The organism is Nocardiopsis sp. NPDC007018, from assembly GCF_040635075.1.
Classification (GTDB): Bacteria; Actinomycetota; Actinomycetes; order Streptosporangiales; family Streptosporangiaceae; genus Nocardiopsis.
Map to the genome: position 1 here is coordinate 25,842 of NZ_JBEYHA010000039.1, position 26,888 is coordinate 52,729.

A 26,888-nucleotide genomic window follows, 5' to 3' on the forward strand; every position below is an offset into this window, starting at 1 on the left:
GCGTGTCCGGGGGCGGTGGGCGAGGCCGGGGGACCGGGGCCGGGGCACGGATGGGGTCCGCCCTCCCGCTGGGTCCTACACTGGGTCCGTGGCAGAACTGGACCCAGCAGAGAAGATCAAGGAACTCGCGGCGACCCTGGCGAGTGTGACCGCCGTGTTGGACCTGGAGGCGATGCAGACCCAGATCGCCGAACTGCGCGAGCAGTCCGCCGACCCCGAACTGTGGGCCGACCAGGGCAACGCGCAGAAGGTGACACGCCAGCTCTCCAGCCTGGAGTCCATGGTCAACAAGGTCAGCGGCATCGGACAGCGCCTGGACGACCTCGGGGTGCTCTACGAGCTCGCCGAGGCCGAGGACGACGCCGACACCCGCGCCGAGGCCGACCGTGAGCTGGAGCAGCTCCGCAAGGAGATCGGCGAGCTGGAGGTGCGCACGCTCCTCAACGGCCCGCACGACGAGAGCGAAGCGATCGTCACCATCAACTCCCAGGCGGGCGGCGTCGACGCCGCCGACTGGGCGCAGATGCTCCAGCGCATGTACCTGCGCTGGGCGGAGCGGCACGGCTACCCCACGGAGGTCTACGAGACCTCCTACGCGGAGGAGGCGGGCATCAAGTCCACCTCGTTCGCGGTCAGGGCCCCCTTCGCGTACGGCACCCTGCGCGGCGAACACGGCACGCACCGCCTGGTGCGCATCTCTCCGTTCGACAACCAGAACCGGCGCCAGACCTCGTTCGCGGGAGTGGACGTCGTCCCCATGGTCGAGCAGAGCGACCACATCGAGATCGACGAGACCGAGCTGCGGGTGGACGTGTACCGCTCCAGCGGTCCCGGCGGCCAGGGGGTCAACACCACCGACTCCGCCGTGCGCATCACCCACATGCCCACCGGCATCGTGGTGTCGTGTCAGAACGAGCGCTCGCAGCTCCAGAACAAGGCGACCGCGATGTCGATGCTCCAGGCCAAGCTCCTGGCCCGCAAGCGCGAGGAGGAGCAGGCCGCGCTGGACGAGATCCGGGGCGACTCGGTGAGCAGCTGGGGGACCCAGATGCGCAACTACGTCCTGCACCCGTACCAGAGCGTCAAGGACGTGCGGACCGGCGCGGAGACCGGAAACACCTCCGGTGTCCTGGACGGCGACATCGACGCGTTCATCGACGCCGAGATCCGGTGGATGCGCAGCCGAGAGAAGAACGAACAGAACTGACCCGTGGCGTCCCCGCCCGCGCGGCGGGGACACGCCCGGCCGCGTGAGCGGTGCCCGGGGCGGTGGAACCCGCCCCGTGTCGCGACGGTGACACTCACGACCCCGCAGTTTTACCGAAACTGCTATATGTGAACGTTATCATCGGTTGACACCTCCGATATGCTCGTGGCTGTTGGCCGATAGTGCTCTGATCTCCACAGATCTCCCGGGTGCGACGGGACCTGGACAATCCGGGCCCCTGTCCCCTCTAAACTGTCGGTGGCCATGCGGCCGGTACGATCCCGCGCGGAGCTCGGTCCGCCGGGTGCCCATACCTTCGAGAGCCTTGTGATGCGCCTGTGATCCACTTCGATAACGTCACCAAGCTGTACCCGACTCAGAAGCGCCCCGCGCTCGACGGTGTTTCCATCGACGTGGACAAGAGCGAGTTCGTCTTCCTGGTCGGCCCGTCCGGCTCCGGAAAGTCGACCTTCCTCAGGCTGGTGCTCAAGGAGGAGAAGCCCAACGAGGGCAGGGTGCACGTCGCGGGCAAGGACCTGGCCCGCCTGTCCAACTGGAAGGTCCCGCACCTGCGCCGCCGCATCGGCTGCGTCTTCCAGGACTTCCGGCTGCTGCCGAACAAGAACGTCTTCGAGAACGTCGCCTTCGCCCTGGAGGTCATCGGCAAGCCCCGGCGGTTCATCAAGAAGGTCGTCCCCGAGGTCGTCGAGCTCGTGGGGCTCGAAGGCAAGGCCGGGCGCATGCCCGGCGAGCTCTCCGGTGGTGAGCAGCAGCGCGTGGCCATCGCCCGCGCCTTCGTCAACCGCCCGCAGATCCTGCTGGCCGACGAGCCCACCGGAAACATCGACCCGGCGACCTCCATCGGCATCATGAAGGTGCTGGACCGCATCAACCGCACGGGCACGACCGTCGTCATGGCGACCCACGACGCCGCCATCGTCGACTCGATGCGCAAGCGCGTGATCGAGCTTGAAGAGGGCGTGGTGGTCCGCGACCAGACGCGCGGCGTCTACGGCCAGGCGTACTGACCCCTGGCACGCTCGTCGCCGGGCGGTCGGCGACCGCGACAACCGGCACGGCGAAGCCCCGAAGGATGGACCTTTAACAGATCATGCGAGCACAATTCGTTCTCTCCGAGACGTGGATCGGCCTACGCCGCAACCTGACGATGACCATCGCGGTCATCACGACCGTGGCCATCTCCCTCGCCTTGTTCGGTGCCGGTCTGCTGGTCAACCAGCAGGTCTCCGAGATGCGCAACTACTGGGACCAGCGGATCACGCTGACCATCTACATGTGCAACGACATCTCGCCGACCGCGGCCTGTCAGGAGAACGGCGCCGCGACGGAGGAGGACCGCACCGCACTCGAAGCGCAGTTGGACTCGCTGGCCGAGGTCGACGAGTACCGCTACCTCACCGCCGCCGAGGCCTGGGCCGACTTCCAGGAGCGCATCGGCTCCTCCAACGAGGCCCTCGCCGAGGCCGCGCAGGAGGGTGACATCCCGGAGAACTACCGGGTGCAGCTCACCAACCCCGACCACTACGACACCGTGCGCGCGGCGGTGGACGGGGCTCCGGGAGTCGACTCGGTCTCCAACGACCAGCGCGTCCTCGAACAGTTCTTCGGGCTGCTCGACGGCCTCAAGTGGGCCGCACTGGTGGTCGCCGGTGTGCAGCTGGCCGCCGCCGCGCTGCTGATCGGCAACACCATCCGTCTGTCGGCCTACAGCCGCCGCCGGGAGACCGGCATCATGCGCCTGGTCGGCGCCTCGAACTTCTACATCCAGCTGCCCTTCCTCCTGGAGGGGGCCATCGCCGGTCTCATCGGCGGTGTCATCGCGTCCGGGTTCATCGTGGCCACCAGGTACACACTGCTCACCCAGATCGAGGACTGGTTCCAGTTCGACGTGGCGCTCGGCACGGGTTCGCTGTTGTACGTCATCGGAGTTTCGATGATCCTCGGTGTGCTCCTGTGCACCGTGACCTCGTTCCTCACCCTGCGCCGCTACCTGAAGGTCTGACGGGTCACCAGTCCGGCGGGCGCAGGGTACCGGGGGGCCACACGGCGTGGCCCCCCGGACGCATGAAGGGAGCCAACCGTGGCCAAGGAAACCGGGCGAAAGAACATCGCCCAGAACCGCCGTGCCCGGCACGAGTACCACCTCGACGAGACCTACGAGGCGGGCCTGGTCCTGACCGGCACCGAGGTGAAGTCCCTCAGAGAGGGTCGCGCCTCCCTCGTGGACGGTTTCGCGCACATCCATGACAACGAGGTGTGGCTCGAAGGCGTCCACATCCCCGAGTACTCACAGGGCACCTGGACCAACCACTCCGCCCGCAGATCCCGTAAGCTACTCCTGCACCGCGAGCAGATCTCCCGGCTGATCGGCAAGACCCGGGAGCCCGGGCGCACGCTGATCCCGCTGTCCCTGTACTTCAGTGACGGACGGGCCAAGGTGGAGATCGCTCTGGCCCGCGGTAAGCGCGAGTACGACAAGCGCCATGCCATCGCCGAACGCGAAGCCAAGCGCGACATGGAGCGCGCGCTCCGTCGTCGGCGTTGAGCCGTCCCACACTGAGGCGCCTGAAAGGAACACACAAGGTGTCCCCCCGTCCCCTCGGCCGCAGCATCGCGGCCGCCAGCAGTGGCCTGATCGTCGCCCTGAGTCTCGCGGCGTGTACGACCCACCCCAGTCCGGAGGTGGCAGTCAGGTCCTTCCTGCTCGCCTGGCAGGACGGGAACCACGCCGAGGCCGCGCGACACACCAACGGTGAACCGGAGGAGGTCGAGCGGGCGCTCACGGACGTGCACGATCAGCTCGACCTCGCCTCCATCCGGTTCGACCTCGGCCGGATCTCCACCGAGGGAGGGTCCGCGAGCGCCGAGTTCGGTGCCACCGCCGACCTCGGCATCGGCGACCCGGTGTGGAACTACACCGGCCAGATGTCCTTGACCAACGGCCCCACCGGCTGGCTCATCGACTGGTCGCCGAGCGTCATCCACCCCGACCTCTCCGAAGGCGAACGCCTCGCCGTCAGCTACGAGATCGAGGACCGGGGCCAGATCCTCGACCGGTCCGGCGAACCCCTGGTCGGCGCCGACAGCGTCACCGCCTTCGGTGTGCTGCCCGCCGACATGGAGGACAAGGAGGCGGGCGTCACCGAGCTCGCCGAACTCCTCGACGAGGACCCCGACCCGCTCGTCAACCGCGTGCGGTCCGCCCCGCCCGAGCAGTTCCAGCCGCTGGTGCTCATGCGCGACGCGGACGAGGCGCTCCTGCGCCAGGCCGCGAGCATCTCCGGGGTCGACACCCAGGAGGTCGAGATCAACCTCTCGCCTCGGGTGGCGCCCTCCGTCCTCGGCGAGGTCGCGGGCACGGCCGAGCACCGGGTCTCCTCCCGTGTGGCCGGGCCCTACCAGGCGGGCGACACCGTCGGCCTGAGCGGCCTCCAGAACATCTTCCAGCAGGAACTGGCCGGAACCGCGACCACCCAGGTCGTGAGCCTGGGCGCGGACGGTGACCAGACCGACGTCCTGGAGTCCTGGGAGGGCGTGCGCAGCGCCGGGATCGAGACGACCCTGGACCTGTCCACCCAGTACGCCGCGGAGAGCGCCCTGGAGGCGCTGCCCGGCGACGGCTACATCGTGGCGGTCGACACCACCAACGGCGAGGTCCTGGCCGCCGCCAACGCGTCCGGGAGCGCCGCCGACGACGGTGCCCTCTCCGGGAGCTACGCCCCGGGCGGCACCTTCACCATGGTGTCGGCGCTGGCCGCCCTGGAGTCCGGCGCGGTCACCGCGGACAGCGCCATGCCCTGCGGGTACCAGTCCGAGGTCGGCGACCAGGTCTTCACCAACCCCAGCAACGGCTTCCTCGCGGACAACCCCACACTCGTCCGCAACATGACCTACATGTGCACGGTCGGGTTCGTCGACATCGCCTCCGAAGTGGGCGCCGACGCGATCACCGAGGCCGCCGGCCAGCTCGGGCTGGGCGCCGACTGGCAGCTGCCCCTGCCGGTCTCCCCGGGGACCGTGGAGATCGGTGACGGCGACGCCGAACTGGCCGCCGCGATGATCGGTGACCACGGGGTGCGGGTGAGCCCGCTCTCCATGGCCCTGGCCGTCGCGGCCGTCGCCGACGGCTCCTGGCACGGCCCGACCCTCGTCCGCGAGGAGGGGCCGAGCCCTGACAACGCCAAGGAACTCGACGCCGCCCACCTGGAAGTGGTCCGCGAAGGGCTCGGCGACGCCGTCACCCTGCGCGTCCCCGAGGTGAACGTCGGTGAGGAGCAGGTGTACGGACAGGCCGCCCGCGCCGAACAGGACGGGACCGCCCTGCACTGGTTCGTGGGATACCAGGGCGACGTCGCCTTCGCTGTGCTCGCCGAGGTCGACCCCGGGATGAGCGGACTACAGCAGTACGCCGTCACCGCCGCGACCAGCTTCCTGAACGGACTGGCCCAGGGGGTCGTGCCCGAGACCGGTGCCGAGACCGGGATCGAGGGAGCCCCCGGCGTCGGCGAGACCGCCCCGCCGACCGGCGTCGCCGGTGTCGAGGACCAGGGCTTCGGAGAGGGTGCCGAGGCCGACGCCACCGGACCCTGAACCGAAGATCGGACCACGTCCGCGATGTCGAGGCGCCGCCGGAGCAACCCACGGGTGCTCCGGCGGCGTCTTTCCCTGTGACTGGCCCGCGCAGGGGGTAGCGGACCAGGTAGGAGACGGGACCCCGCCCCGCGGGAGGCCCGTCGCGTTTGGAGGTCGGCCCCGACCCAGGCCGACCGCCCCCGTGAGCGCGTCGACCACTCTGGAGTCCGCCTCACGGGGGTTTCTCCCTGCCCGGCACATCCCCGCCGCAACCGGGAATCAGCTTGGTGCCCACACCGTTGAAGAGGTAGAGTGTCGATCACGCGAGTGCTCGTTCACTCGCTTGTCGGCCACCCGGAACCCTCGGGTGACAGGTGGTCTTGACAACTTCACAGGGGGTGATCGGTTTCGACTTTGGTAGCCGTTCCAGGGGAAGCGGGTCGAGGGTTGTGTTTGTGACCTCGTTAATCCTGCATTCGCGTAAATTCAAGTGCCAATTCCAAGCGCACTGAGTTCGCTCTCGCTGCCTAAGCGATTGTGACTCTGTCGGCCCGGGCTCGTCATCGGCTCGGGGTCCGGCACCATTCAGATGACTCACCGCTCAGATCAGGCCACGGGGCCCGAGCGGGACATTTTCGTGGCTGGGCCCGTCAGCGATGTGTCTGTACAAGCGCTGGGGCCGAGTAGAACGACACTACAGACTGCACCCGGAGAAGCCCTGGCTCGATGCTGAAGGACGCGGGTTCGATTCCCGCCACCTCCACCTGTCTCGAAGGCGACCCTGCTCGCGCGTGAACGCGCTCGCCGGGGTCGCCTTCGTTGTCTTTTCGGGGGGACGACCCCCGGACCCCCCGATGTGCGCTCGCTGGCGCTCGCGCCCGACGCGCCCCGTGGTGTGGGGGCCTCTGGCCTCCTCCCTGCGGGGCGCTTTGTCGTGTCCGGGGTGGGGGCGGTCAGCGGACTTCGGTCAGGGAGCCGAAGTGGTTGCGGGTGTCCCGCACCAGGGACGCGAGGAGGGTCTCCGTGAGGGGCCGTCCCAGCTGCACGGCGCTGTCCAGACCCTTCCAGGGGGCGAAGGCGAACGACCACACCAGCTTGCTGCCGTCGGCGAAGGGGAGCACGTGGTAGTCCTCGGCGAAGGCGCTGAACAGGGGGAGGGTGGCCTCGGTGGCGTGGAACGACTTGCGGCGCCCCGGCTCGTCCCACCGGAAGAACTCCTGCCGCATCCGGTACGTGCCGAGCACGCTGGCCTCCCGGGTGGTGCCCACTCCGTGCGGCGGTTCCGAGGTGTAGACGACCTCGGGCAGGGCCCGGCACCAGGAGAGCGGTCGGGGCGCGGTCAGGCCCGCCCACACCCGGTCCGGTGGGGCGGCCAGTTCCAAACCCACCCGCCAGCGCATGGGCGCGGTCTCGAAGAAGGTCTCGTCGACGGGGTCGAGCCCGTAGCGGAAGGCGGTCACGAGGGCGGTCCTTTGCGTCCGGGGTCACCTCTGGTGAAGGTACCAAGCCGAGGCGGGACGCCTGACGGGGGCGGCGGCCGCAGGCCCTCGCCCCCGTCGTGTGACGCGTCCTACGCCTCGGTGGCCCCGACGAGCCACGCCACCTTGTGGGCGGTCAGGGACACGCTGCCGCTGTTGCCCAGGTGCACTCCGAACGAGGCGAGGAAGGCGAAGTCGTGCTCGCGCCGCTCGCAGACCACGTCCTCGACCGCGTAGACGGAGGAGGGGTTGCGTACCCGCAGGCACACCGCGGGTTCGTCCACCACCTCCGCCTGGACCCCGTAGCGGGTCAGCTCACCGGCGAGTTTGCCGAGGTGTTCGCGTTCCTCGGAGGGCACGCGCGTCGGCTGCTGGTCGCTGGCCTGTCTCGACTGAGCCATGGCTGGTTCCTTTCGTGTCAGGCACGGTGCTTTCCTCGACGCCCTGTCCGTAATTGTCGCTCAGGGGCAAGTTACTAATCCGTACCGTGCTCACGACACGCCGTTAGAACACCGAAGTGTCCGAATTCCAGGCGCCTCGGAACATCACCGAGGAGACCGTCATGTCGTCGTCGAGGACGAGGAGGTCCGCGTGGCCCCCGACCTCGACGCGACCCGCGGCCTCCAGCCCCAGTGCCGCCGCCGGGACCGAGGAGGCGGAGCGTACGGCGTCGGTCACGGGGACGCCCAGGGCCACCGCGTTGCGCACCGCCTGGGGGAGCACGATCGTGCTGGAGGCGATCGCGCCGTTCTCGACCAGCCGGGCCTCACCGTCCCGGACCCGGACCCTCAGGTCGCCCAGCGTGTACTCGCCGTCGCCCAGGCCGGTCGCCGACATCGCGTCCGTCACCAGCGACACCCGCCCGGGTCCGGCGGCGTCGAACACCAGCCGCGCCGCCCCCGGGTGCACGTGCACGTTGTCCAGGATCAGCTCCACCGTCACCCGCTCGTCTCCCAGGACCGCCGCGATCGGCCCCGGGTCCCGGTGGTTCAGCGGCCGCATCGCGTTGTAGACGTGGGTGGCCACGGTCGCGCCCGCGTCGATCGCGGCGAGGGTCTGCTCGAAGGTCGCCTCCGTGTGCCCCACCGCGGCGACCACGCCGCAGGAGCGCGCCGCCCGGATCAGGTCGAGGGCGCCGGGCAGTTCGGGGGCCACCGTGATCATCCGGACGTGGCCGCGGCCCGCCTTCAACCAGGCGTCGAACTCGGCGGTGTCCGGATCGCGCAGCAGGTCGGGATCGTGCGCCCCGCACTTGGAGCGCGCGATGAACGGGCCCTCCAGGTAGATCCCGGCCAGCTCGCCCGCCTCACACAGGTCGGCCAGCGCCGCCACCTGGCGCAGCGTGCTCTCCGGGGTGGCCGCGACCAACCCGCCGACCAGCGACGTCACTCCAGCGCGGCGGTTGAAGGCGACGATCTCCCGCACGCCCTCCGGGTCCGCCTCAGGGAAGGCGTGCCCCGCACCGCCGTGCACGTGGGTGTCGACGAGCCCCGGCGTCACCAGCCGTCCGCCGACGTCGAGCCGGTCGCCCGGCCCCGGCTGGCCGGTGCCGAGCGCGGCGACCCTGCCGTTCTCGATCCGGAGCCAGCCTTCGTGGACGCCGTCGGCCGTGACGACGCGCGCGTCGGTCAGGGTGAGGGGTGTGTGGGCCATGTCTGGGGCTCTCCCTGTGTGTCGGATGCCGCTCTGGGGCGGGTGTCGGGCTCTGTGTGTCGTAAATTACATTTCTGTGAACGCGCCGTTCCTCCGGGGGCCGTGCGCGCCCCCGGACCGTCGCGTAACCCCAGCGGAACAGGGTGATCCCGCTCCCTGGGACGGTTGTCCGCGAGGTGGACCGGCCCGCGCGGAACCCGACACCCCCTGGGAGGGGCGGCGGCACGCATTGACGATAGCGGCCGACGCGCCTCATGATGGAGACATGTCCGCCGGTGAGCTGCTTGTCCAGCGCCTGCATGTCGATCTGAGACAGCAGGCGAGCGCGCTCTGTCGTAGCTAGCGCCTTGCGGGGCCCCGCCCCGCCACGGTTCTGACCCGTGCCCCCGTGCCCTTACGCAGACACCGGACGCTCATGACTCCCACCTGGGTCCCGGACCGCCTCTCTCGGTCCGTGTGAGCACCCCCGACTGGACCACGGCACACGAGCCCCGGACGACGAGGTCCCGCTCGGTCGAGGTCCACGAGGAACAGCGGTTCCCCTCCGGTGTCTTCCGATCACCGCCCCCCGCGTTCCTTCCGGTCGATCCCGGCTCGCTCTGACCGAACCCAGGAGTTCTCCGCCATGACTCGCCTGACCGTGCTCGTCGCCGCCCCCCAGCCCCGTTCCTCCGTACACGCGGCCGCCCTGCGCGCCGCCGCCGAGGTCGCCGCCCGCGCGGGGGTCACCTCGCCGCCCGAGATCATCGACCTGGCCGCCCTCGGCCCGGACCTGCTCGCCGAGTCCTCCGCCCCGGTGGAGGACGCTCTGGAGCGGGTGAGCCGCAGCGACGTCCTGCTGGTGGCGTCCCCGCAGGTCCACGGCACCTACACCGGGCTGCTCAAGGTGTTCCTGGACCGACTCCCCGAGCTCGGTCTCGGGCACACCGTCGCGGTGCCGCTGGCCGTCGTCGACGACCTGCGCAACAGCCACGGTATCGAGGAGGACCTGCGCGTCCTCCTGGCCGACCTGGGCGCCTGGGTGGCCGAACCCGGCCTCGTCCTGGCGGCCGACGAGACCCACAGCCCGGACAGCGTCGTGCGCGCCTGGGCCGACGTGGCCGCTCCCGGTCTGCGTCAGGCCGTGTCCGTGGCCGCCTAACGAACGCCGGTGGCCCGGGGCCCGAGCGGCCCCGGGCTACCCCTGGTGGGCGGGGTCGGCCTCGGCGCGGAGCCTGTTGGTGTCCGCCTCGGCCTGGGCGACGTTGCCGCGCACCAGGACCACCACGACCAGGGTCAGGGCGAACCCCCCGACCCGCAGCGCCAGCAGGAGCGGGTCCTCGGGCAGCTGCTCGCCGAAGAGCAGGGTGCCGACCACCACCACGAACACGTTGCCGACCACGTTCGACACCGGGGCGGTGATCGAGGCCCGGGAGCGCTGGAGCGAGGTCTGGAAGAGGACGATCCCCACCGCCCAACCCAACGCGTACAGGTAGGGGAACGGGGACAGCAGAGCGGGCACGACCGCGCCGAGGAAGCCGTTGTCGGCGAGCAGGCCGCCCAACCCCTTGCCCTGGAGCCCGGCGCTGCCCTGCGCGAGTCCCGCGGCGGCCCCCATGGCGGCGGCCGACACGTACCGGCCCCTCCCTCCCACGAAGCCCATCACCGCCACGCACGCCACGACGGTGACCACGCTGACGGCGACCAGAACCGGAGTGTCGGCGGTGGTGCCGGTCTCGGCCCCGTCCACGGTCGACAGGCTGAGCAGGCCCAGCGCGACCGGCATGACGCCGAGGGCCGTGTACTCGCCGCGGGTGATCCGCTCGCCGCGCGCCAGGGTGACGACGAGCAGGGTGGTGGCCACTCCGGCCGCGAAGGCGGGCTGGGCCACGGACACGGGGGCCAGGCCCAGGGAGACGATCAGGCCCACGCTGCCCAGGGCGGCGAAGGCGCATCCGAACACCCACCTCGGGTTACCCAGCAGTACTCTGGCGAGGTGGAGGGGGCGGTTGATCGAGATGGACTCGGAGCCGTGCAGCGCGCGCTGTTCCACGGTCAGACCGATCGTGTAGACCAGCGCCGAGAGCAGCGCGACCAGGAGTCCGATCACGGTGAGGGGCCTTTCGGCTCGGTGCCGCCGGACCGGGCTGGGCCAGAGGCTTGACGGCATCCATATAACCAGTTCTAGTCTGGTCTGGCGAGCGACGGGTCCCTGGTCGATGGACGAGGGGTAACGGCGCTCCGTTGCCGAACAGGAACCTGTAACTACCCGCGACGCGCGGCGGCGAGAGATGGGGCACGGTGCAGGACCCGGACGAGCACGCCACCCCAGGGCCGGGCGACCCCGCGGACGGAGGGCTCCCCGACGCCGACGCGGCCCCCGACCGGTCGGGGACGGGTACGGGGCGCGGCTCGTGGACGCGGCGCGCGCCCGCCTGGCTCACCGCCCGGGACTGGCGCGGCCTCGCCGTCTGGCGCCGAGGGGGATCGCGCTTCGAGCCCGGCCCGCTCGGCCTGCTCGGGGTCATGCTCTCCGCCATGGCGGTCACCATGCTGCTCCTCCAGACCGGCTCCGGAGGACTGGGCGGTGAGCGCGGCACCGGTGACCAGGGGCCGGTCCCGGTTCCCGGACCTCCGGACGGCGAGCTGCGCATCATGCTGGTCGGCGACTCCGCGACCCAGGGCAGCAGCGGCGACCACACCTGGCGCTACCACCTGTGGACCCACCTGTCCGAGCAGGGTGTGGACTTCGACTTCGTGGGCCCCAGCGACGACATGTACTCGCTCGACACGGAGGAGCCCGGCGACCGCAGCTACGCCGTCCCCGGCTTCGACACCGACCACGCGGCCCGCTGGGGCGCCACCGCCCGGGAGCTGTCCGCCGACATCGCCGAGGTCGCCGCCGAACACGACCCCCAGTACCTGCTGGTGCTCGCCGGGACGGAGGACATCCTCGCCGGGGGAGGCGCCGACCAGGCGCTCGACGGGATCGCCGAGACGGTGTCCACGGTGCGGGTGGTGCTCGACGGGGCCCGGTTCGTGGTGGGCGAGCTGCCCGACGTGGACGGCACCGGAGACGACGGCAGGGTGAACGCCGAGATCGCCCGGTTCAACATGGGGTTGGTCGACCTCGCCGACCAGCTCACCTCCGCGGCCTCGCCCGTGGTGGTCGCGCAGGTCGCCAGGGAGTACGTCCCGGCGTTCGACAACTGGGACGCCACCCACCCCAACGTGCGCGGCGAACTCAAGATCGCCGCCGCCTTCGCCGACGCCCTGGCAGCCCCGCTGGGGGTGGGGGAGGGGTTCTCGCGCCCCCTGCCCGAGCTCTCCGCCGGTCCGCTGACCGCCCCCGAACCCGAGTACGAGGAGACCGACGAAGGCCTCCTGCTGAGCTGGAAGAACGTCCCCGGGGCCACCGACTACCGGGTGGTGCAGCGCCGACTGGACCCCGACCCGGACGAGGCGGGGGTGATTCCCGCCGACGTCCGAAGTGAGGACGACGACCGCTTCCTGTTGGTCGACTCGCTCTTCAGCGGAGCCCGCTACGAGTTCGTCGTGCGCCCCTTCAAGGGGCGGGACGAGGGCACCGGGTCCGCTCCGCTGAAACTGGTGTGGGACGGTGAGCCGCCGCCCGCGCCCTCCTGGGTGCGCGTGCACGAGGGCGGTTCCCGGGTGACCTGGGAGGACGTTCCGGAGGCAGGGCACTACGAGGTGTGGGTACGGCGTCTGGAGTGCGGGCCGGACCAGCGTGCCGCCCCCGGGGGGCTCCGCGTGGCGGCCGCGCCCCCTGACCGGGTCGTGACGCGCCCGGCCAACCCGGCCACCGACGGCCCGGACGTCCCGGGCGGCACCGATCCCGAGGTGGAGGAGCCCCGGCCGACCCCCTCCCAGCGGCCGGAGCCGCCCGTCACCGTACCCGAACCGGACCCCGACCCCCCGCCCCCGGCGGCGCCCGCGCCCGGCACCTCCTGCGCGCCCCCGGACGACCGGGGGCCCGAGGACGGCGAGGGCTGGCACACGCTGGGCTCCGTCGGTGAGCGGACGGACTGGACGGTGTCGGTCTCCGGTCCCCACGAGGTGGTGGTGCGCTCCCACCGCGACTACGTGAAGGGCGGCCACTCCGCCGGCGTCGTCCTCACGGAGGGCTGGTGAGGACGGCCGCGCGCCTGACGACCCGGGCGCTCCCTTGGCTGGTGGGTCTGGCCGCGGGTGTGCTCGCGCTCGGTCCGGTCCTGGGCCCGGGGTACGTGCTCCGGTACGACATGGTCTTCGTCCCCGACCTCTCACCGGCCACGGTGCTGGTGGGGGCGGACGGGTTCCCCAGGGCGATCCCGAGCGACGCCGTGGTGGCGGCCCTGTCCCTCGTGCTGCCCGGAGACCTGGTGCAGTCGCTCGCACTGCTGGCGGTGTTCGCTGTGGGCGGGGCGGGCGCCTTCCGGCTGTCGGTGCGGCTGGTGGGCGGGGCGTCCGGACGCGGTCGGGCGCCGGGCGCGGTGCTGTCGGCCGGTGCCGCCGCCGGTGTGCTCTACGTGTGGAACCCGTTCGTGGCCGAGCGTCTGCTGCTCGGACAGTGGGCGGTGCTGCTGGGGTACGCCGGGCTGCCGTGGGTGCTGTGGGCGGTGGTACGCCTGGGGTCGGCGCGGCCGGGCGCGGGGCTGGCCGGTGTGGTGGTCGCCCTGGTTCCGGCGGCGGTCGGCGGCTTCTCGTCGGTGGTGCTGAGCGCGTTGACGGCCGGACCCCAGGCGTTGACCGGGCCGCGCCGCTGGCGGAACGCCGGACTGTTCGTGCTCGGGCTGGTCCTGGTGTCTCTGCCGTGGCTGGCGCCGTCCCTGGCCGCGGGCGCGGCGGGCGCGGTCACGGACCCGGCTGGGGTCGAGGCGTTCGCGGCGCGCTCGGACACCCCCTTCGGAACGGTGGGGTCGCTGGCACTGCTGGGCGGTGTGTGGAACGCGGGGGCGGTGCCGCCGGGGTACGGAGAACCGGTGACCGCCACGGCCCGGCTCCTGCTGTGCGCGGCGGCCGTGGTCGGCTGGGCGTGGTGGCTGCGGCGGTTCCGCCCGGCGGTGGGCGTCGGGTTGACGGTGTCGGCGGCGGCCGGGTTCGGGGTCGCTCTCCTCGGGGTGAGCGCACCGGGCAGGGAGTTGCTGGCCGCGCTGATCGGCGTGTGGCCGGGGTTCGGTCCGCTGCGCGACGGGCAGCTGTACCTGGCGCCGCTCGCCCTGGTGCAGGCGCTGGGCGCGGGCGCGGTGGTCCTGTGGTTGCTGGGCGCCCCGCCCTCGACGGGTGAGCGGTGGCCCGACGGGAGGCGCCACGGGCGACGCGGCCCGGACGGCGGCGCGGCCGGGGAGGCCTCACGGGGCACGGGAGTGCCGCTGTGGCGCGCGGTGTCGGTGGTGTTGGTGGCCTTGGCGCCCGTGGTGGTGCTGCCGGGGCTGCTGTGGGGCGCCGGGGGGCGTCTGGCGCCGGTGGAGTACCCGCCGGGGTGGCGGGCGGCCCAGGAGGCGGTGGCCGCGGACGACCGGCCCGGCGCCGTGCTGGTCCTGCCCTGGAGCGCCTACCGGGGACCGGAGTGGTCCGGGGCGCCCGTCGTGGTGCTCGACCCCGCGACCAAGCTGTTCGACCGGCGCACCCTCTGGAACGACGACCTCAGCGTCGGCACCCCGGACGGCGGCAGGGTCGTCGTCACCGGGGAGGACGCCCGGGCCCGGGAGGTCGCGCGGCTGCTCGACCCCGATCCGGCGACCGGCCTTCCGGGCGACGCGCTGCTGTCGGACCCCGACGCCCTCGCGGAGCTCCTGGGCGGGCTGGGGGTACGCCACGTGGTGGTTTCCGCCCCGGTCGAGAACCGGTTCTGGTCAGGGGCGGAGTCCCTGTCGGTCGTGGTCGAGAGCGCTGACATGACCCTTCTGCGTGTGGATGACCAGCACATCAACGCGGACAAAGAGCCATTTCCGGGGTTGGAAGTTACCAGTGGGTTAGTTACAGTTGGGGCAATCATCCGGTCTATGGCTAGATCAGGTTCTAGTCTCGGGTTCCAGCGTCCCCGACCACGAACGGAGCGGGACGCGCGGAAGGAGATCCCCAAGTGATCAAGGTAATCGCCGCCTGCGTGATCGGCGCGGCTCTGGCGGGAGGGGCCACCGTCGTGGCCACCAACCTCGCCACCGAGTCGACCGCGACCGCGGAACCGGTGAACGAAACCCTCTACAACTACGGCGACCGCTAGGCGTCCGTTCTTGCCGAGGCAGGCGGGCGCCCCGCCGCCAGTGGGGCGCCCGCCCCGCCCCCCGCGGTCGCACCCCTCGTGACCGCCCCATCCCCAACGACGCCCGGTCCACGGGTCCGTTCGGCGTGCCCTCGACGCGTCCCGCGCGCTCGCCGAACGTGTCCGAGCGCGCGCTCCGCGTTCGCGCCAGCGCCCGGGAACCGCGCGGAAGGAGAGCGTGTGGTCTTCCAGAAGGTCCCGGCCCGGGTGGAGTCCGGTCGCCCCGCGGCCGCCCCCGCCCAGGCCACCGTTCCCGCCCCCAGCGCGGCCCCCGACGCCGCGCCGGCCCCCGCACGGTCCGCAACCGACGACCTCGGCCCCCGCCTGGACGGCGTCCGGATCGTCATGGTCAACTGGCGCGACCCATGGCAGTCCACCGCGGGAGGAGCCGAGGAGTACGCCTGGCGCATCAGCCGTCACCTGGCCGAACGCGGCGCCATCGTCACCTTCCTCACCAGCCGCGAACCCCACCAGGCCCGCGTCGAGACCAAGGACGGCATCGTCATCCGCCGTATGGGCGGCAGGTTCACCGTCTACCCGCGCGTCATGGCCTGGCTGGCCCTGTGGAGACGTGAGTACCACCTCGCCTTCGACTGCATGAACGGCGTCCCGTTCTTCTCCCGGCTGGTCCTGCGCCGCCGCACCCGCGTGGTCAGCGTGGTGCACCACGTGCACGACCTCCAGTTCAACGCCTACTTCCCGGCCCCGATGGCCTGGTTCGGCCGGTTCCTGGAGTCCGCGGTCGCCTCCCGCGTGTACCGGAACTGCACCACCGTCACCGTCTCGGAGTCCTCCCGCGCCGCCATGCGCGACAAGCTCGGGTGGCGCGCCCCCATCGAGATCGTGCACAACGGGGGTGTGGCACCCGCCCCGGTCGCCGCCGAGCCCGCCCCGGCCGCCGACGCCGCGCCCGCGCTCGTCAGCCTCGGGCGCCTCGTGGTCCAAAAGCGCGTCTCCCGCGTCGTCGACCTCGTCCGGGCGCTCGACGACACCCACCCCGGACTGCGCGTGCACATCATCGGTCGCGGCCCCGAGGGGGAGCACCTCGCCGCGCAGGTGGAGCGGGACGGCCTCCACGAGCGCGTGGACCTGCACGGCTTCCTCTCCGAGGAGGACAAGAACGCCGTCCTGGCCTCCTGCCACCTCCACGTGACCGCCTCCGAGTTCGAGGGCTGGGGCCTCACCGTCATCGAGGCCGCGCGGCTCGGCGTGCCCACGGTGGCCTACGATGTGGACGGACTTCGCGATTCGGTCCGCGACGGCGAGACCGGATGGCTCGTCCGCGAGGGCCAGACCCTGGAGGACGTCGTCTCCCGCGCCCTCTCGGAACTGTCCGACCCCCGGCGCGCCGAGGAGGTCCGACGGGCCTGCCGCACCTGGGCGTCCCGGTTCACCTGGGAGGCCAGCGGCGCCCGCATGACCCGCCTGGTCGCCGCCGAACTCGGTCTGGACGCCCCCGCCCGCACCGCCATCGGCACCCCCGACCCCACAGCAGGCAAGAAAGCGACGATGTGACTTCGGCGGAATCCACCGCCAGGCGCGAACCGGAGGATTCCAGAACACCGACCGCCCCCGGCGGAGTGGACGAGAGGCTGCTGGCGCGGCTCAAGGTCCTCGCGGTGTGTCTGCTCCTGGGAGCACTGGCGGCCAGCATCGACCCCGGCAGGATCGTCAGCGACACCAAGATCGACCTGACGGTCAACCCGCTGGGCTTCATGGAGCGCGCCCTCCACCTGTGGGACGCCTCCTACTTCGGCCAGCTCCAGAACCAGGCCTACGGGTACTTCTTCCCGAACGGCCCCTTCCACCTGCTGTTCGAGGTGCTCGGCATGCCCGAGTGGCTCATCCAGCGCCTGTGGATGGCCGTGCTGGTCATCGCCGCGTTCGTCGGCGTGTACAAGGTCGCCGGAGCGCTGGGGCTGGGCACCGTCAACACCCGCATCCTCGCCGGTGTCGCCTACGCGCTCGCCCCGCGCGTGCTCACTCTGCTCTCCTACAACTCGGCCGAGCTCCAGCCCATGCTGCTCATGCCGTGGATTCTGCTGCCACTGGTCCTGGGGGCCCGGCACGGATACCCGCCCGCGCGCATGGCGCTGCTCTCGGGGCTGGCCTTCCTGATGTGCGGCGGCACCAACGCGGCCTCCGAGCTCGCGGTCCTGGTCGTCCCCGGCCTCTACCTGCTCACCCGGGAACGCGGGCCGCGCAAGCGGAGGCTCATCCTGTGGTGGTCGGTCGCGCTCGTGCTCGCCTCCGCCTGGTACATCGCCCCGCTGCTCCTGATGTCGCGGTACGTGTACTCGTTCATGCCCTACACCGAGGACGCCGCCGTCACCACGGGGATCACCTCGCTGTTCAACGCGTTGCGCGGCACCTCGAACTGGATGGGGTTCCTGCCCGACATGGGCAACACCGCCCTGCCCTCGGGCGCCGAACTCTCCCTGACGCCCTGGCTGGTCGCGGTCACCGCACTGGTCGCCGGGTTGGGCCTGGCCGGGCTCATCAACCGGCGCACCCCCGAACGCCTCTTCCTCATCAGCTGCCTGTTGGTGGGCACCGCCATCGTCGTCGCGGGCTTCACCGGCGCGCTGACGGGGCCGTTCGCGCCGCTCATGCGAGAGCTGTTCGACGGAGCCCTGGCACCCTTCCGCAACGTCCACAAGTTCGACGCGCTGATCCGTCTTCCCATCGTCCTGGGCCTGGCCCACCTGCCCGTCGTGGTCGCCCGGGACTGGGCCGACCGCCGGGGCGGCCGACCGGCCCCCGGCGAGGTGGCGCGGGTCCGGCGGACCGTCGCCGGGGCCGGCGCCGCCGTCTTCCTGGTCACCCTCACCCCCATCGCGACCGTGGGCATCGCCCCCCGCGGAGGGTTCGAGGAGATCCCCGACTACTGGTACGAGGCCGTGGAGTGGCTGGAGGACCAGGGCGACGACCGGGGTATGACCATGGCCCTGCCCGGGTCGGCGCGCGGCGAGTACGAGTGGGGGCGCCCCCTCGACGAACCCCTGCAACCGCTGCTCTCCGGCGCGTGGACCAACCACCAGATCATCCCGTGGGGTTCCTCCGGCATCTCCCGCATCAACCACGAGATCGACCAGCGCGTCTCGTCGGGGCGCGGCTCGGAGGGGCTCGCGGACACCCTGGCCCGCCTGGGCGTCACCCACCTCGTCGTCCGCAACGACCTCCAGCGCGTGGGCAACAACGGCGGCTGGCCCGCCCGCGTCCACCAGGCGCTCCAGGACTCACCCGGCGTCACCGAGGCCGCGGAGTTCGGGCCGGTGATCGGTTCCCTCGACCACTCGTCCGCCTCGCAGTGGTTCGACCAGCCCTACCCCTCACTGACGGTGTACGAGGTGGAGGACGCCGCGCCCACGGTCGGCACGGTGCCCTCCGCCGACGCGCTGCGGGTCACCGGCGGTCCGGAGTCCGTGCTGCACCTGGCCGAACAGGGCCTGGTCAACGACGACCGGCCGATCCTGCTCGGCGACGACCCGGGTGCCGACGCCGTCCCCGCGGAGGACACCATCGTCACCGACACCGCCCGCCGCCGCGAGGTCGTCTACTCCGACGTGCGCCGCAACGTCTCGGCCACCATGACAGAAGACCAGGAGCTGGAACGCGACGTCCCCGCGCCCGACATCCTCGATCCGGCCTGGGAGGAGTACGTCTCCCACGCCGAGGACCTCGGTGTCGCCGGGGTCACCGCGTCCAGCTCCGAGGGCGGGGTGGAGTCCCGTGCGAGCGACCGCGACCCCGGTCACGCCCCGCACGCCGCCCTGGACGCCGACCTCGGCACCGCCTGGCGGTCCAGCGCCTTCGCGGGCGCCCTCGGCCAGTGGATCGAGGTCGAGTTCGAGGAACCCCGCGACCTCACCGGCCTGAGTGTGGCCTTCGAGCAGCTGCCCGGCGACCCTCCGCCCTCCAGGGTCACCCTCATCACGGACGAGGGGCGCACGGAGGCGACCGTGGCCGCCACCGACGAGCCCCAGGACCTGGCCGCGCCGCCCGGGCCCACCCGCACCCTGCGCGTCCGGATCGACGAACTGGCGTGGGAGCCCGAGTACCGCTTCGGCACCCGGGTGGGGATCTCCATGATCTCCCTGCCCGGCCTGGAACCCACCCGGACTCTGCGGGTGCCCGGGCCCGCCGACGCCGGAACGCACCTCTTCACCGGGTCCACCGGTACCGTTCCCGGCTGCATGGAGGGGTCGCACGCCTGGGTGTGCAACCCCCGCCTGGAGGTGAGCGGCGAGGACGCCAGCGGGCTCGACCGCACCTTCGAGCTCTCCGCCGACGCGGCCGCCGGGCCGCACGCCATCTCCGGCGAGGTGGTCCTCACCGACCCCCGCGAAGCGGAGAACGGCGCCAACCGGGCCGGCGGGTATCCGCTGGTGACCGGGTCCTCGACCGCAGTCGGCCACCCCGCGGCCATGGGCCGGGGCGCGTTCGACGACGACGAGGGCACGGTCTGGTACCCGGACCCGGAGGAACGGGAGCCCTGGCTCGACGTCGACCTCGGGACCCCCACCGCGATCGACCACATGCGGGTCGAGTTCCCCCGCGCCGACAGCGTGATGCGGCCGATCCGCGTCACGGTCGAGGGCGGCGGGACCGTCCGTGAGGGGTGGCTGGACGGCAGCGGCCGGGTCGACTTCGCCGAACTGACGGCGTCGTCCCTGCGGATCACCTTCGAGCCCCCCGAGGGTCAGGCCCTGGAGATCGGCACCGTCGCACTGCCCGGTGTGCCCGCCGTGGACCCGCTCCCCGAAGGGGACGCCTCCACCGCGTGCGGCCTGGGGCCGACCCTGCGGGTGAACGGGCAGCGGGTGGAGTCCCGGATCAGTGAGGGCACGCTCGCCGACCAGCTCGCCGGGCGTCCGCTGCGCTACGAGACCTGCACGGACCTGGACCTCACCGAGGGGGAGAACCGGGTCGTGGTCGACCCGGGCAACCGCTACCAGGTGCGGTCGGCGCTGGTGGAGGCCGAGGCGGCCTCGGGCGCCGACGGGATCGGCGGGGCCCCGAGCGTGCGGATGGCCGGGGTCGAGGTGCACGGGTGGGGACCGGGTGAGCGACGCGTCGGCGTGGACGTCGACGAGGACAGCCTCCTGGTGGTCAACGAGAACTTCAACGAGGGCTGGGAGGCCGTGCTCGACGGTGCGGACGGGCCGCTGGAGCCGGTGCGGCTGGAGGGCTGGAAACAGGCCTGGGTCCTCCCCGAGGGCAGCGCGGGCACGGTCACCCTGACCTACACCCCCGACGCCGTGTACCACCGGGTGCTGGCGGGGGGCGGCGCCATGGCGGCGCTGCTCGTGGTGCTGGCGCTGTGGCCGCGCCGCTGGCTTCCCGGTGGGCGGGCGTCGACGGACGCCCCGGTGCGCGGGGCGCGTGACCTGCCCGGCGCGGGGCCGGGCTGGCTGCCCCGGCGGGTGCTCCTGCCGTTGGGCCTGGCCTACGGGGTGTGGATCGCGGGCTGGTCCGGCGCGGCCGTGGTCGGCCTGATCCTGCTGTCCCTGTGGTGGTTGGCCCGCCGGGCCCCGAAGAGACTGCGCCACGCCAAACCCGGTCGGCCGTCCCTGGGGGGCCGGGCACTGCCGTACCTGGCCGGTCCGTGGGTGGTCACGGTGTCCCTGGCCCTGGCCGGAGCGGCCATGGCCTCGGGCACGTACCTGGTGGTGAACCTGCCCTTCCACGACGTCACCGAGACCCTCGGGACGGCCCTGCGCGGCTGGGTGCCGCAGGCCCTGTGCCTGCCCGCCATGGCCCGCCTCGTCCTGGCACTGGGCCAGCGCGGTGACGACGGCCGGCCCTCCACGGACCAGGCCCCGCCGGACGCGGTCGCCACCGGTGCCGTCGCCACCGGTGCCGTGCGCGCGGACGCCGACGGAGTGAGCGCGGCCGGGTCCCCGAACGGGACGCGGGAGCGGAGGCGGCGCGAGCCGTTCCCGTCCCCGAACGGTGCCGGGCCGGATGGCCGGGACGGACGCCCGGAACGGCCCGGGACCGGTCACGACGTCGAGGAGGCGCACCCGTGAGGACCACCCCGGGCAGGGGAACCGAACCCGACCGGAGCCCGCCCCCGGGCACGCTGCTGGTGGCGGCCGGAGCGTTCCTGCTGACCCTGGCCCTGCTGCTTCCGCTGTACGTGCACGACCGGGTCGCCCTGCTGCCCGCCGACGCCAGCCTGGGCCTGCGTCTGGTCGACGACGACGCCAGCTACCTGGACACCGCCACCTGGACCCGGGTGCGGGGCGCCGACCTCGAACGTGACACCCGTGTCGAGGCCTCGGCGCACGGAGCCGACTGGTCGGCCTGGGAGATGACCGTGGAGACCGCCTCCGCGGACCGGGTGCTCGACTACTGGAGCCGCCGGGTCATCGTGGACCGCGCGACCGGACGCGCGGTCAACTGCTGCGGCGAGCACGTCGGCGGCGACCGCGCGGTACGCCAGGCGGGGCTGGTCCTGTACTGGCCGCCCGGCGTCCCCGAGGGGGATCACTCCTTTTACGACGCCGAGGTGCGCGCGGCGCCCGCGGTCGTGTTCGAGGACGACGACGAGGTCGCCGGGCTGACGGTGCGCCGGTACGCGCAGAGCCTGGGGGCCACCCAGGTGCCCGACTCCGCACGGGACGTCCCGGCCGCCCTCTTCGACTCCGGCGCCGAGGGGACGGTCAGCGCGGCCCGGTGGATCGCCGTGGAGCGTACCTTCTGGGTCGAGCCGGTCACCGGCACCGTGGTGAACCTGGAGGAGCGCAGGACCGAGACCCTGCGCCCCACCAACGGTTCCGGCGAGGTGGAGCTGCTCGACGCCGACCTGGCCCTGGCCGAGGGACAGGTCTCCGGGTACGCGGAGCAGGCCCGCGTGCGGTCGCTGCTGTTGCGTGGCCTGGAACGCTGGGCGCCCATGGCGCTGGGTCCCATGGGGGCGCTCGCCGTCCTGGCGGGGCTGCTCGGGGCCTGGCGGTCCCGGTCCCCGGTCGCGAAGGAGGACGGCGGGCCGGTGCCGGAGGCGGGGGCCGACGCGCCACCGGTCGCGAAAACCGGGTGACGAACCGGCGGAGGGGCGGTCATGATCGCACCGAACCGTTCCTCCGCACCCCCCGGAGACACCGTGACCACGGACCCGGCCCCCGCCGCCCCGCGCCCTCCGGCGGTACGCCGCCTGAGGGCGGCCGTCCTGCTCGGCGCGATCCTGCTCTCGTCGATGGGGGACGAGGTGGTGTTGGTCGCGGCGATCCTCCGGTTGGCCGAGACGGGGAACTCCCTGTGGGTCACCGCGCTGCTCACCGCCCAGATCGGCCCGCTGATCCTGCTCGCGCCCCTGGCCGGGGTCGTGCTGGACCGCTTCGACACGGGTCGGGTACTGGTGCTGTCCTGCGCGGGGCAGGGTCTGGCCATCCTCCCGGCGCTGTGGTTCCCCCACCCGGGGGCCCTGGTCCTGTGCGTGCTGGCGGTCAGCTCCCTGGCGGCCTTCGCCAACCCGGCGATCCTCACCCTCCTGCCGAGCGCGGCCGGTGAGCTCGCCCCGGTGCGCGCCCACGCCCTGTTCGAGGGGGTACGGGCCTCGGCCACGGTGCTCGGGCCGCTCACCGGCGGAGTGCTGGTCGGCCTCTTCGGGGTCGCCCCGGCCCTGCTGTTGGACGCGGTGAGCTTCTTCGCGGCGGCCACCGCGTTCCTGCTCCTGGGCGTGCGGCGCCCGGTCGCCCGGGCTCCGGGGCCCCTGTGGGCGGGCGCCCTCGACGGAGCCCGCCACCTGGCGCGCGCCCGGTTGTTCCGGGTCCTGCTGCCGGTCCTCCTGGTGGCCGTGGCGGCCACCTCCACCACCAACGTGGCGATGGTGTTCGTGGTGCGGGAGGTCATGGGGCACGGGGCCGGGATCTTCGGTGCGCTCACGGCGGGCTGGGGGGCGGGACTCCTGGCCGGTGCGCTGGCCGTGTCGCTGCTGCGCCCGGCACCGACCGGGCGGGCCGTGGCCCTGGCCGCGGCCCTGGTGGGCGCGGCACTGGCACTGTGGGCGGCCCTCCCCGCCCTGGGAGTGGCCGCGCTGTGCGTGGTCGCGGCCGGGGCGGGCAACGCCGCCTTCAACGTCCTACTCAGGTCGGTGGTGCACCGGCACACGCCCGAACCCCTGCTCGGCCGGGCCCACGCGCTCATGGGATCGCTCGTCAACGGCGGGTTCGTCGCTGGTTTCCTCGTGGCCGGGTGGTTCGCCGCCGACCACCCCCGGGAGCTGCTGGCCGCCGCCGGGTCGGTCGCCCTGCTCACCGGGCTGCTCGGCGCGCTGGCCCTGCGCCTCACCGGTGCCGACGGTGGGTCGGACGGGTCGGACGGGCCGGACGGGGGCCGCGGGAACGACGGCGCGCACGGGGAGGACCGGGGGCGGATCACGTAGGATTCCCCCATGTGCGGTCGTTATGCCCAGTCCCGGAACGTGCACCAGCTCCAGTTGGCCTTCGCCCTTCCCGAGGAGGCCCGGGAACAGGAGGACGACCCGCGTTCCTGGCCCCCGCTGGAGGAACTCGACCCGGACTACAACATCTCGCCGGGCCGCCCCGTGTACGCCGTGCTCGGACCGCCGCCGCGCGGGGAGGGCACCGGTGCGCCGGGCCCGCGCACCCTGCACACGATGCGCTGGGGCCTGGTCCCCTCGTGGGCCAAGGACCGCAACGTCGGCTACCGGATGATCAACGCCCGCAGCGAGACCGTCGCGGACAAGCCCGCCTTCCGCACCGCCTACCGGCGCCGCCGCTGCCTCATCCCCGCCGACGCCTACTACGAGTGGCAGCTCCTCAACAAGGACGGCACCGCCGAGGCCAGCACCTCGCCCGCCACCGACCCGCAGCACCGCAGGCGCAAGGCCAAGGCGGCCAAGAAGCCGTTCTCCGTCCACTACACCGGGGACGAACCCCTCGCCATGGCCGGGATCTTCGAGCGCTGGCGCGACCCCGAGGTCGACGACGAGCGGGACCCCGCCGCCTGGGTCTGGAGCTGCGCGGTCATCACCACCGAGGCCGCGCCCGAGCTCGCGCACATCCACGAGCGCATGCCCGTCGTGGTGCCTCGCGAGGACTGGGCCGCCTGGCTCGACCCGTCCAGCGGCCCCGACCGACTGGAGCGGGTGCTGCACGAGACCCCGGTGGAACGGTTCGCCGTCGACGAGGTCTCCACCGAGGTCAACAGCATCAAGAACAACGGCCCCGACCTCCTGGAACCGACCGCGGGCGACGGAGCCGACCAGCTGGAGACACTCTTCTGACCCCCGGAGGCCTGGACAGGCCCGGGGACGTCCTGTGTATGGTGTGCGAGGCCACGGGGGAGTGCTTCCCCCCAGCCCGGGGCACCGTGATCGAGGTGTCCCGGCACGTTCGACGTGCGCACATGTGAATACGCAACGCGGGAGCTCGCGCCATGGCGGGCTGAGAGGGCGACTCGACGGTGTCGCCGACCGCAGAACCTGTTCGGGTAATTCCGACGTAGGGAGGCATGCCATGACGGCTATCGACGGTCGTGACGTTTCCACCACCGACGAGCACCGGGTGACCACAGGTCCCATCATGGGATCTCGCAAGGTCCACGAGGAGATCACCACCCCCGAGGGCACCACCCTCCGCGTCCCCCGCCGCCGGGTGGATCTCAGCAACGGCAGCCACTTCGATCTGTACGACACCTCCGGCCCCTACACCGACGACAACGCCGACATCGACGTCCACCGGGGGCTGCCGCGCACCCGCGAGAGCTGGGCGCTCGACCCCGTGAACGGCGCGGTCACCCAACTGGCCCACGCCAGGGCCGGAACCATCACCCCCGAGATGCGGTTCGTGGCCGCCCGAGAGGGCGCCGAACCCGAGTTCGTCCGCGACGAGGTGGCCATCGGCCGCGCCGTCATCCCGGTCAACCGCAACCACCCCGAGTCCGAACCGACCATCATCGGCAAGAACTTCCTCGTGAAGATCAACGCCAACATCGGCAACTCCGCGGTCACCTCGTCGGTATCCGAGGAGGTCGAGAAGATGGTGTGGGCCACCCGCTGGGGCGCCGACACCGTCATGGACCTGTCGACCGGCAAGCGCATCCACGAGACCCGGGAACGCATCGTCCGCAACTCCCCGGTACCCATCGGCACCGTGCCGATCTACCAGGCGCTGGAGAAGGTCGACGGCGACCCCACCCGGCTCACCTGGGAGATCTACCGGGAGACCATCATCGAGCAGGCCGAACAGGGGGTGGACTACATGACCGTCCACGCGGGCGTCCTGCTCAGGTACGTGCCGCTGGCCGCCCGCCGCGTCACCGGCATCGTCTCGCGCGGCGGCTCCATCATGGCCGCCTGGTGCCTGGCCCACCACCGGGAGAGCTTCCTCTACACCCACTTCGAGGAGCTGTGCGAGATCTTCCGCCGGTACGACGTCACGTTCTCGCTCGGTGACGGCCTGCGCCCCGGCTCCATCGCCGACGCCAACGACGAGGCGCAGTTCGCCGAGCTGCGCACCCTGGGCGAGCTGACCCACATCGCCCGCTCCCACGACGTCCAGGTGATGATCGAGGGCCCCGGCCACGTGCCGATGGACAAGATCCGGGAGAACGTGCGCCTGGAGGAGGAGCTGTGCGGTGAGGCGCCCTTCTACACGCTCGGCCCCCTGGCCACCGACGTCGCCCCCGGCTACGACCACATCACCTCGGCGATCGGGGCGGCCCAGATCGGTTGGCACGGGACCGCGATGCTGTGCTACGTCACCCCCAAGGAGCACCTGGGGCTGCCCAACCGCGACGACGTCAAGACCGGCGTGATCACCTACAAGCTCGCCGCGCACGCCGCCGACGTCGCCAAGGGCCACCCCCGGGCCCAGGAATGGGACGACGAGCTGTCCAAGGCGCGCTTCGAGTTCCGGTGGCAGGACCAGTTCCACCTGTCGCTCGACCCGGAGACCGCGCAGTCCTTCCACGACGAGACCCTGCCCGCCGCGCCGGCCAAGACCGCGCACTTCTGCTCCATGTGCGGACCGAAGTTCTGCTCGATGAAGATCTCCCAGGACGTGCGCAGGTACGCCGAGGAGAACGGTCTGGACACGGTCGAGGCGATCGAGAAGGGCATGGCGGACAAGTCCGCCGAGTTCGCGGAGGGCGGCAACCGCGTCTACCTGCCGCTCGCCGACTAGCGGGCGACGGCCCCGGGCCCGTCGCCCCGCACCGGGCGGCGGGCCCGCCGGAGCAGTGAGTGGTGCCGCCACAGCAGAAGCGGGGGCACCACCAGTTCCACCGCCATCAGCAGCAACAGCAGTGCGGCGGGAGGCCCGGCCACGGCCAACGACAGCACCCGCGCCAGACCGCCGAGCACCACCGCGCCGCACACCCAGCGCAGCGTCAGGCTCCGGTCCGCCGCGAGGGGGTCGCGCGCGATCCAGAGCAACAGCAGGCCCACGGCCAGGAACAGCGCGGAGAAGAAGCGGTAGTTGCTGTCCACCTCCGGGCTCACGGCGGTCTCCCCCGGCAGGGGAGCGGTGCCGAACAGGGTGTCGACGGCGCCGACCACCACCACGAACAGCGCGAGCAGGACGAGGAGGGCCTGGAAGGCCTTGGGGGGACGCACGGGGGCTCCATCCGACGGGGGGTCTCCCTCCCGACCCTAGATGAGTGATTCCAAGGGGTCAGTGATCGTAAGCGGTCAATGAGCGTAGGACCGGCTGGCCGGTGCGGTCGTTGTGCCAGACCACGGCGG

Annotated in this window: 20 protein-coding genes, 1 other RNA gene and 1 riboswitch; of the genes, 16 read left to right on the plus strand and 5 right to left on the minus strand. The window is 72.2% G+C overall.

The annotated features are described in order from the left end of the window. The first annotated feature begins 88 nt into the window (after positions 1-88). The 6 genes from prfB to ssrA all read left to right on the plus strand — a co-directional run bounded on the left by prfB (position 89) and on the right by ssrA (position 6,566). A complete protein-coding gene (gene prfB, locus ABZ635_RS19695) occupies positions 89-1,207 on the plus strand; it encodes a peptide chain release factor 2 (RefSeq protein WP_357767062.1) in 1,119 nt (372 codons plus the stop codon). Between the two features lie 338 nt (positions 1,208-1,545). Further along, positions 1,546-2,235 (plus strand): cell division ATP-binding protein FtsE, encoded by a 690-nt coding sequence (gene ftsE / locus ABZ635_RS19700; RefSeq protein WP_357767065.1) that lies wholly within the window; start codon positions 1,546-1,548, stop codon positions 2,233-2,235. 83 nt (positions 2,236-2,318) lie between these two features. Continuing rightward, a complete protein-coding gene (ftsX, locus tag ABZ635_RS19705; protein WP_357767068.1) occupies positions 2,319-3,230 on the plus strand; it encodes a permease-like cell division protein FtsX in 912 nt (303 codons plus the stop codon). A gap of 78 nt (positions 3,231-3,308) precedes the next feature. Further along, positions 3,309-3,773 (plus strand): SsrA-binding protein SmpB, encoded by a 465-nt coding sequence (gene smpB, locus ABZ635_RS19710; protein ID WP_357767071.1) that lies wholly within the window; start codon positions 3,309-3,311, stop codon positions 3,771-3,773. 38 nt (positions 3,774-3,811) lie between these two features. After that, entirely contained in the window at positions 3,812-5,818 is a 2,007-nt protein-coding gene (locus ABZ635_RS19715) for a penicillin-binding transpeptidase domain-containing protein (protein WP_357767074.1), read from the plus strand. A 376-nt stretch (positions 5,819-6,194) separates the two neighbouring features. Further along, positions 6,195-6,566, plus strand: a transfer-messenger RNA (tmRNA) gene (ssrA, locus tag ABZ635_RS19720). Positions 6,567-6,753: 187 nt separating this feature from the next. Here the strand turns inward: ssrA and ABZ635_RS19725 are convergent. The 3 genes from ABZ635_RS19725 to nagA all read right to left on the minus strand — a co-directional run bounded on the left by ABZ635_RS19725 (position 6,754) and on the right by nagA (position 8,931). Then, the gene (locus ABZ635_RS19725) at positions 6,754-7,260 is read right to left on the minus strand and encodes an SRPBCC family protein (RefSeq protein ID WP_357767077.1); all 507 of its coding nucleotides are present in this window, start codon (positions 7,258-7,260) and stop codon (positions 6,754-6,756) included. A 110-nt stretch (positions 7,261-7,370) separates the two neighbouring features. Next, positions 7,371-7,679 carry a hypothetical protein gene (locus ABZ635_RS19730; RefSeq protein ID WP_357767080.1) on the minus strand — a complete coding sequence of 103 codons (309 nt, stop codon included), beginning with the start codon at positions 7,677-7,679 and terminating at the stop codon, positions 7,371-7,373. A gap of 103 nt (positions 7,680-7,782) precedes the next feature. Next, complete coding sequence (gene nagA, locus ABZ635_RS19735) at positions 7,783-8,931, minus strand: N-acetylglucosamine-6-phosphate deacetylase (protein ID WP_357767083.1); 1,149 nt, start codon at positions 8,929-8,931, stop codon at positions 7,783-7,785. Between the two features lie 625 nt (positions 8,932-9,556). Here nagA and ABZ635_RS19740 point away from each other — a divergent pair. Further along, positions 9,557-10,072, plus strand: a complete 516-nt coding sequence (locus ABZ635_RS19740) for an NAD(P)H-dependent oxidoreductase (protein WP_357767086.1) — start codon at positions 9,557-9,559, stop codon at positions 10,070-10,072. Positions 10,073-10,108: 36 nt separating this feature from the next. On the opposite strand, the gene ABZ635_RS19745 is transcribed toward ABZ635_RS19740, so the two are convergent. Then, positions 10,109-11,020, minus strand: coding sequence for a hypothetical protein (locus ABZ635_RS19745; protein WP_357767087.1), 912 nt, complete (start codon positions 11,018-11,020; stop codon positions 10,109-10,111). Positions 11,021-11,436: 416 nt separating this feature from the next. On the opposite strand from ABZ635_RS19745, the gene ABZ635_RS19750 reads away from it, so the two are divergent. The 9 genes from ABZ635_RS19750 (at position 11,437) to thiC (ending at position 26,328) form a co-directional block, all read left to right on the plus strand. Then, the gene (locus ABZ635_RS19750; protein ID WP_357767116.1) at positions 11,437-13,062 is read left to right on the plus strand and encodes a GDSL-type esterase/lipase family protein; all 1,626 of its coding nucleotides are present in this window, start codon (positions 11,437-11,439) and stop codon (positions 13,060-13,062) included. Then, on the plus strand, positions 13,059-14,999 hold the full coding sequence (locus tag ABZ635_RS19755) for a hypothetical protein (RefSeq protein ID WP_357767090.1): 1,941 nt from the start codon (positions 13,059-13,061) through the stop codon (positions 14,997-14,999). The genes ABZ635_RS19750 and ABZ635_RS19755 overlap by 4 nt, the downstream gene beginning before the upstream one ends. Continuing rightward, positions 14,996-15,136 carry a hypothetical protein gene (locus tag ABZ635_RS19760; RefSeq protein WP_017542507.1) on the plus strand — a complete coding sequence of 47 codons (141 nt, stop codon included), beginning with the start codon at positions 14,996-14,998 and terminating at the stop codon, positions 15,134-15,136. The genes ABZ635_RS19755 and ABZ635_RS19760 overlap by 4 nt, the downstream gene beginning before the upstream one ends. A 219-nt stretch (positions 15,137-15,355) precedes the next feature. Beyond that, positions 15,356-16,690, plus strand: a complete 1,335-nt coding sequence (locus tag ABZ635_RS19765) for a glycosyltransferase family 4 protein (protein WP_357767094.1) — start codon at positions 15,356-15,358, stop codon at positions 16,688-16,690. Continuing rightward, positions 16,687-21,207 (plus strand): alpha-(1->3)-arabinofuranosyltransferase, encoded by a 4,521-nt coding sequence (locus tag ABZ635_RS19770; RefSeq protein WP_357767096.1) that lies wholly within the window; start codon positions 16,687-16,689, stop codon positions 21,205-21,207. The genes ABZ635_RS19765 and ABZ635_RS19770 overlap by 4 nt, the downstream gene beginning before the upstream one ends. Beyond that, the gene (locus ABZ635_RS19775; protein ID WP_357767099.1) at positions 21,204-22,220 is read left to right on the plus strand and encodes a DUF3068 domain-containing protein; all 1,017 of its coding nucleotides are present in this window, start codon (positions 21,204-21,206) and stop codon (positions 22,218-22,220) included. Before ABZ635_RS19770 ends, ABZ635_RS19775 begins: the two co-directional genes overlap by 4 nt. A gap of 21 nt (positions 22,221-22,241) precedes the next feature. Then, the gene (locus tag ABZ635_RS19780) at positions 22,242-23,564 is read left to right on the plus strand and encodes an MFS transporter (RefSeq protein ID WP_357767102.1); all 1,323 of its coding nucleotides are present in this window, start codon (positions 22,242-22,244) and stop codon (positions 23,562-23,564) included. Positions 23,565-23,573: 9 nt separating this feature from the next. Next, on the plus strand, positions 23,574-24,428 hold the full coding sequence (locus ABZ635_RS19785; protein WP_357767104.1) for an SOS response-associated peptidase: 855 nt from the start codon (positions 23,574-23,576) through the stop codon (positions 24,426-24,428). Positions 24,429-24,555: 127 nt separating this feature from the next. Beyond that, a riboswitch (TPP riboswitch) is annotated at positions 24,556-24,671 on the plus strand. Then, the gene (gene thiC, locus ABZ635_RS19790; RefSeq protein ID WP_357767107.1) at positions 24,661-26,328 is read left to right on the plus strand and encodes a phosphomethylpyrimidine synthase ThiC; all 1,668 of its coding nucleotides are present in this window, start codon (positions 24,661-24,663) and stop codon (positions 26,326-26,328) included. It overlaps the preceding riboswitch by 11 nt. On the opposite strand, the gene ABZ635_RS19795 is transcribed toward thiC, so the two are convergent. Then, a complete protein-coding gene (locus ABZ635_RS19795) occupies positions 26,325-26,759 on the minus strand; it encodes a DUF4345 domain-containing protein (protein WP_357767110.1) in 435 nt (144 codons plus the stop codon). The two genes, thiC and ABZ635_RS19795, sit on opposite strands and share 4 nt — an antisense overlap. Positions 26,760-26,888 lie beyond the last annotated feature (129 nt).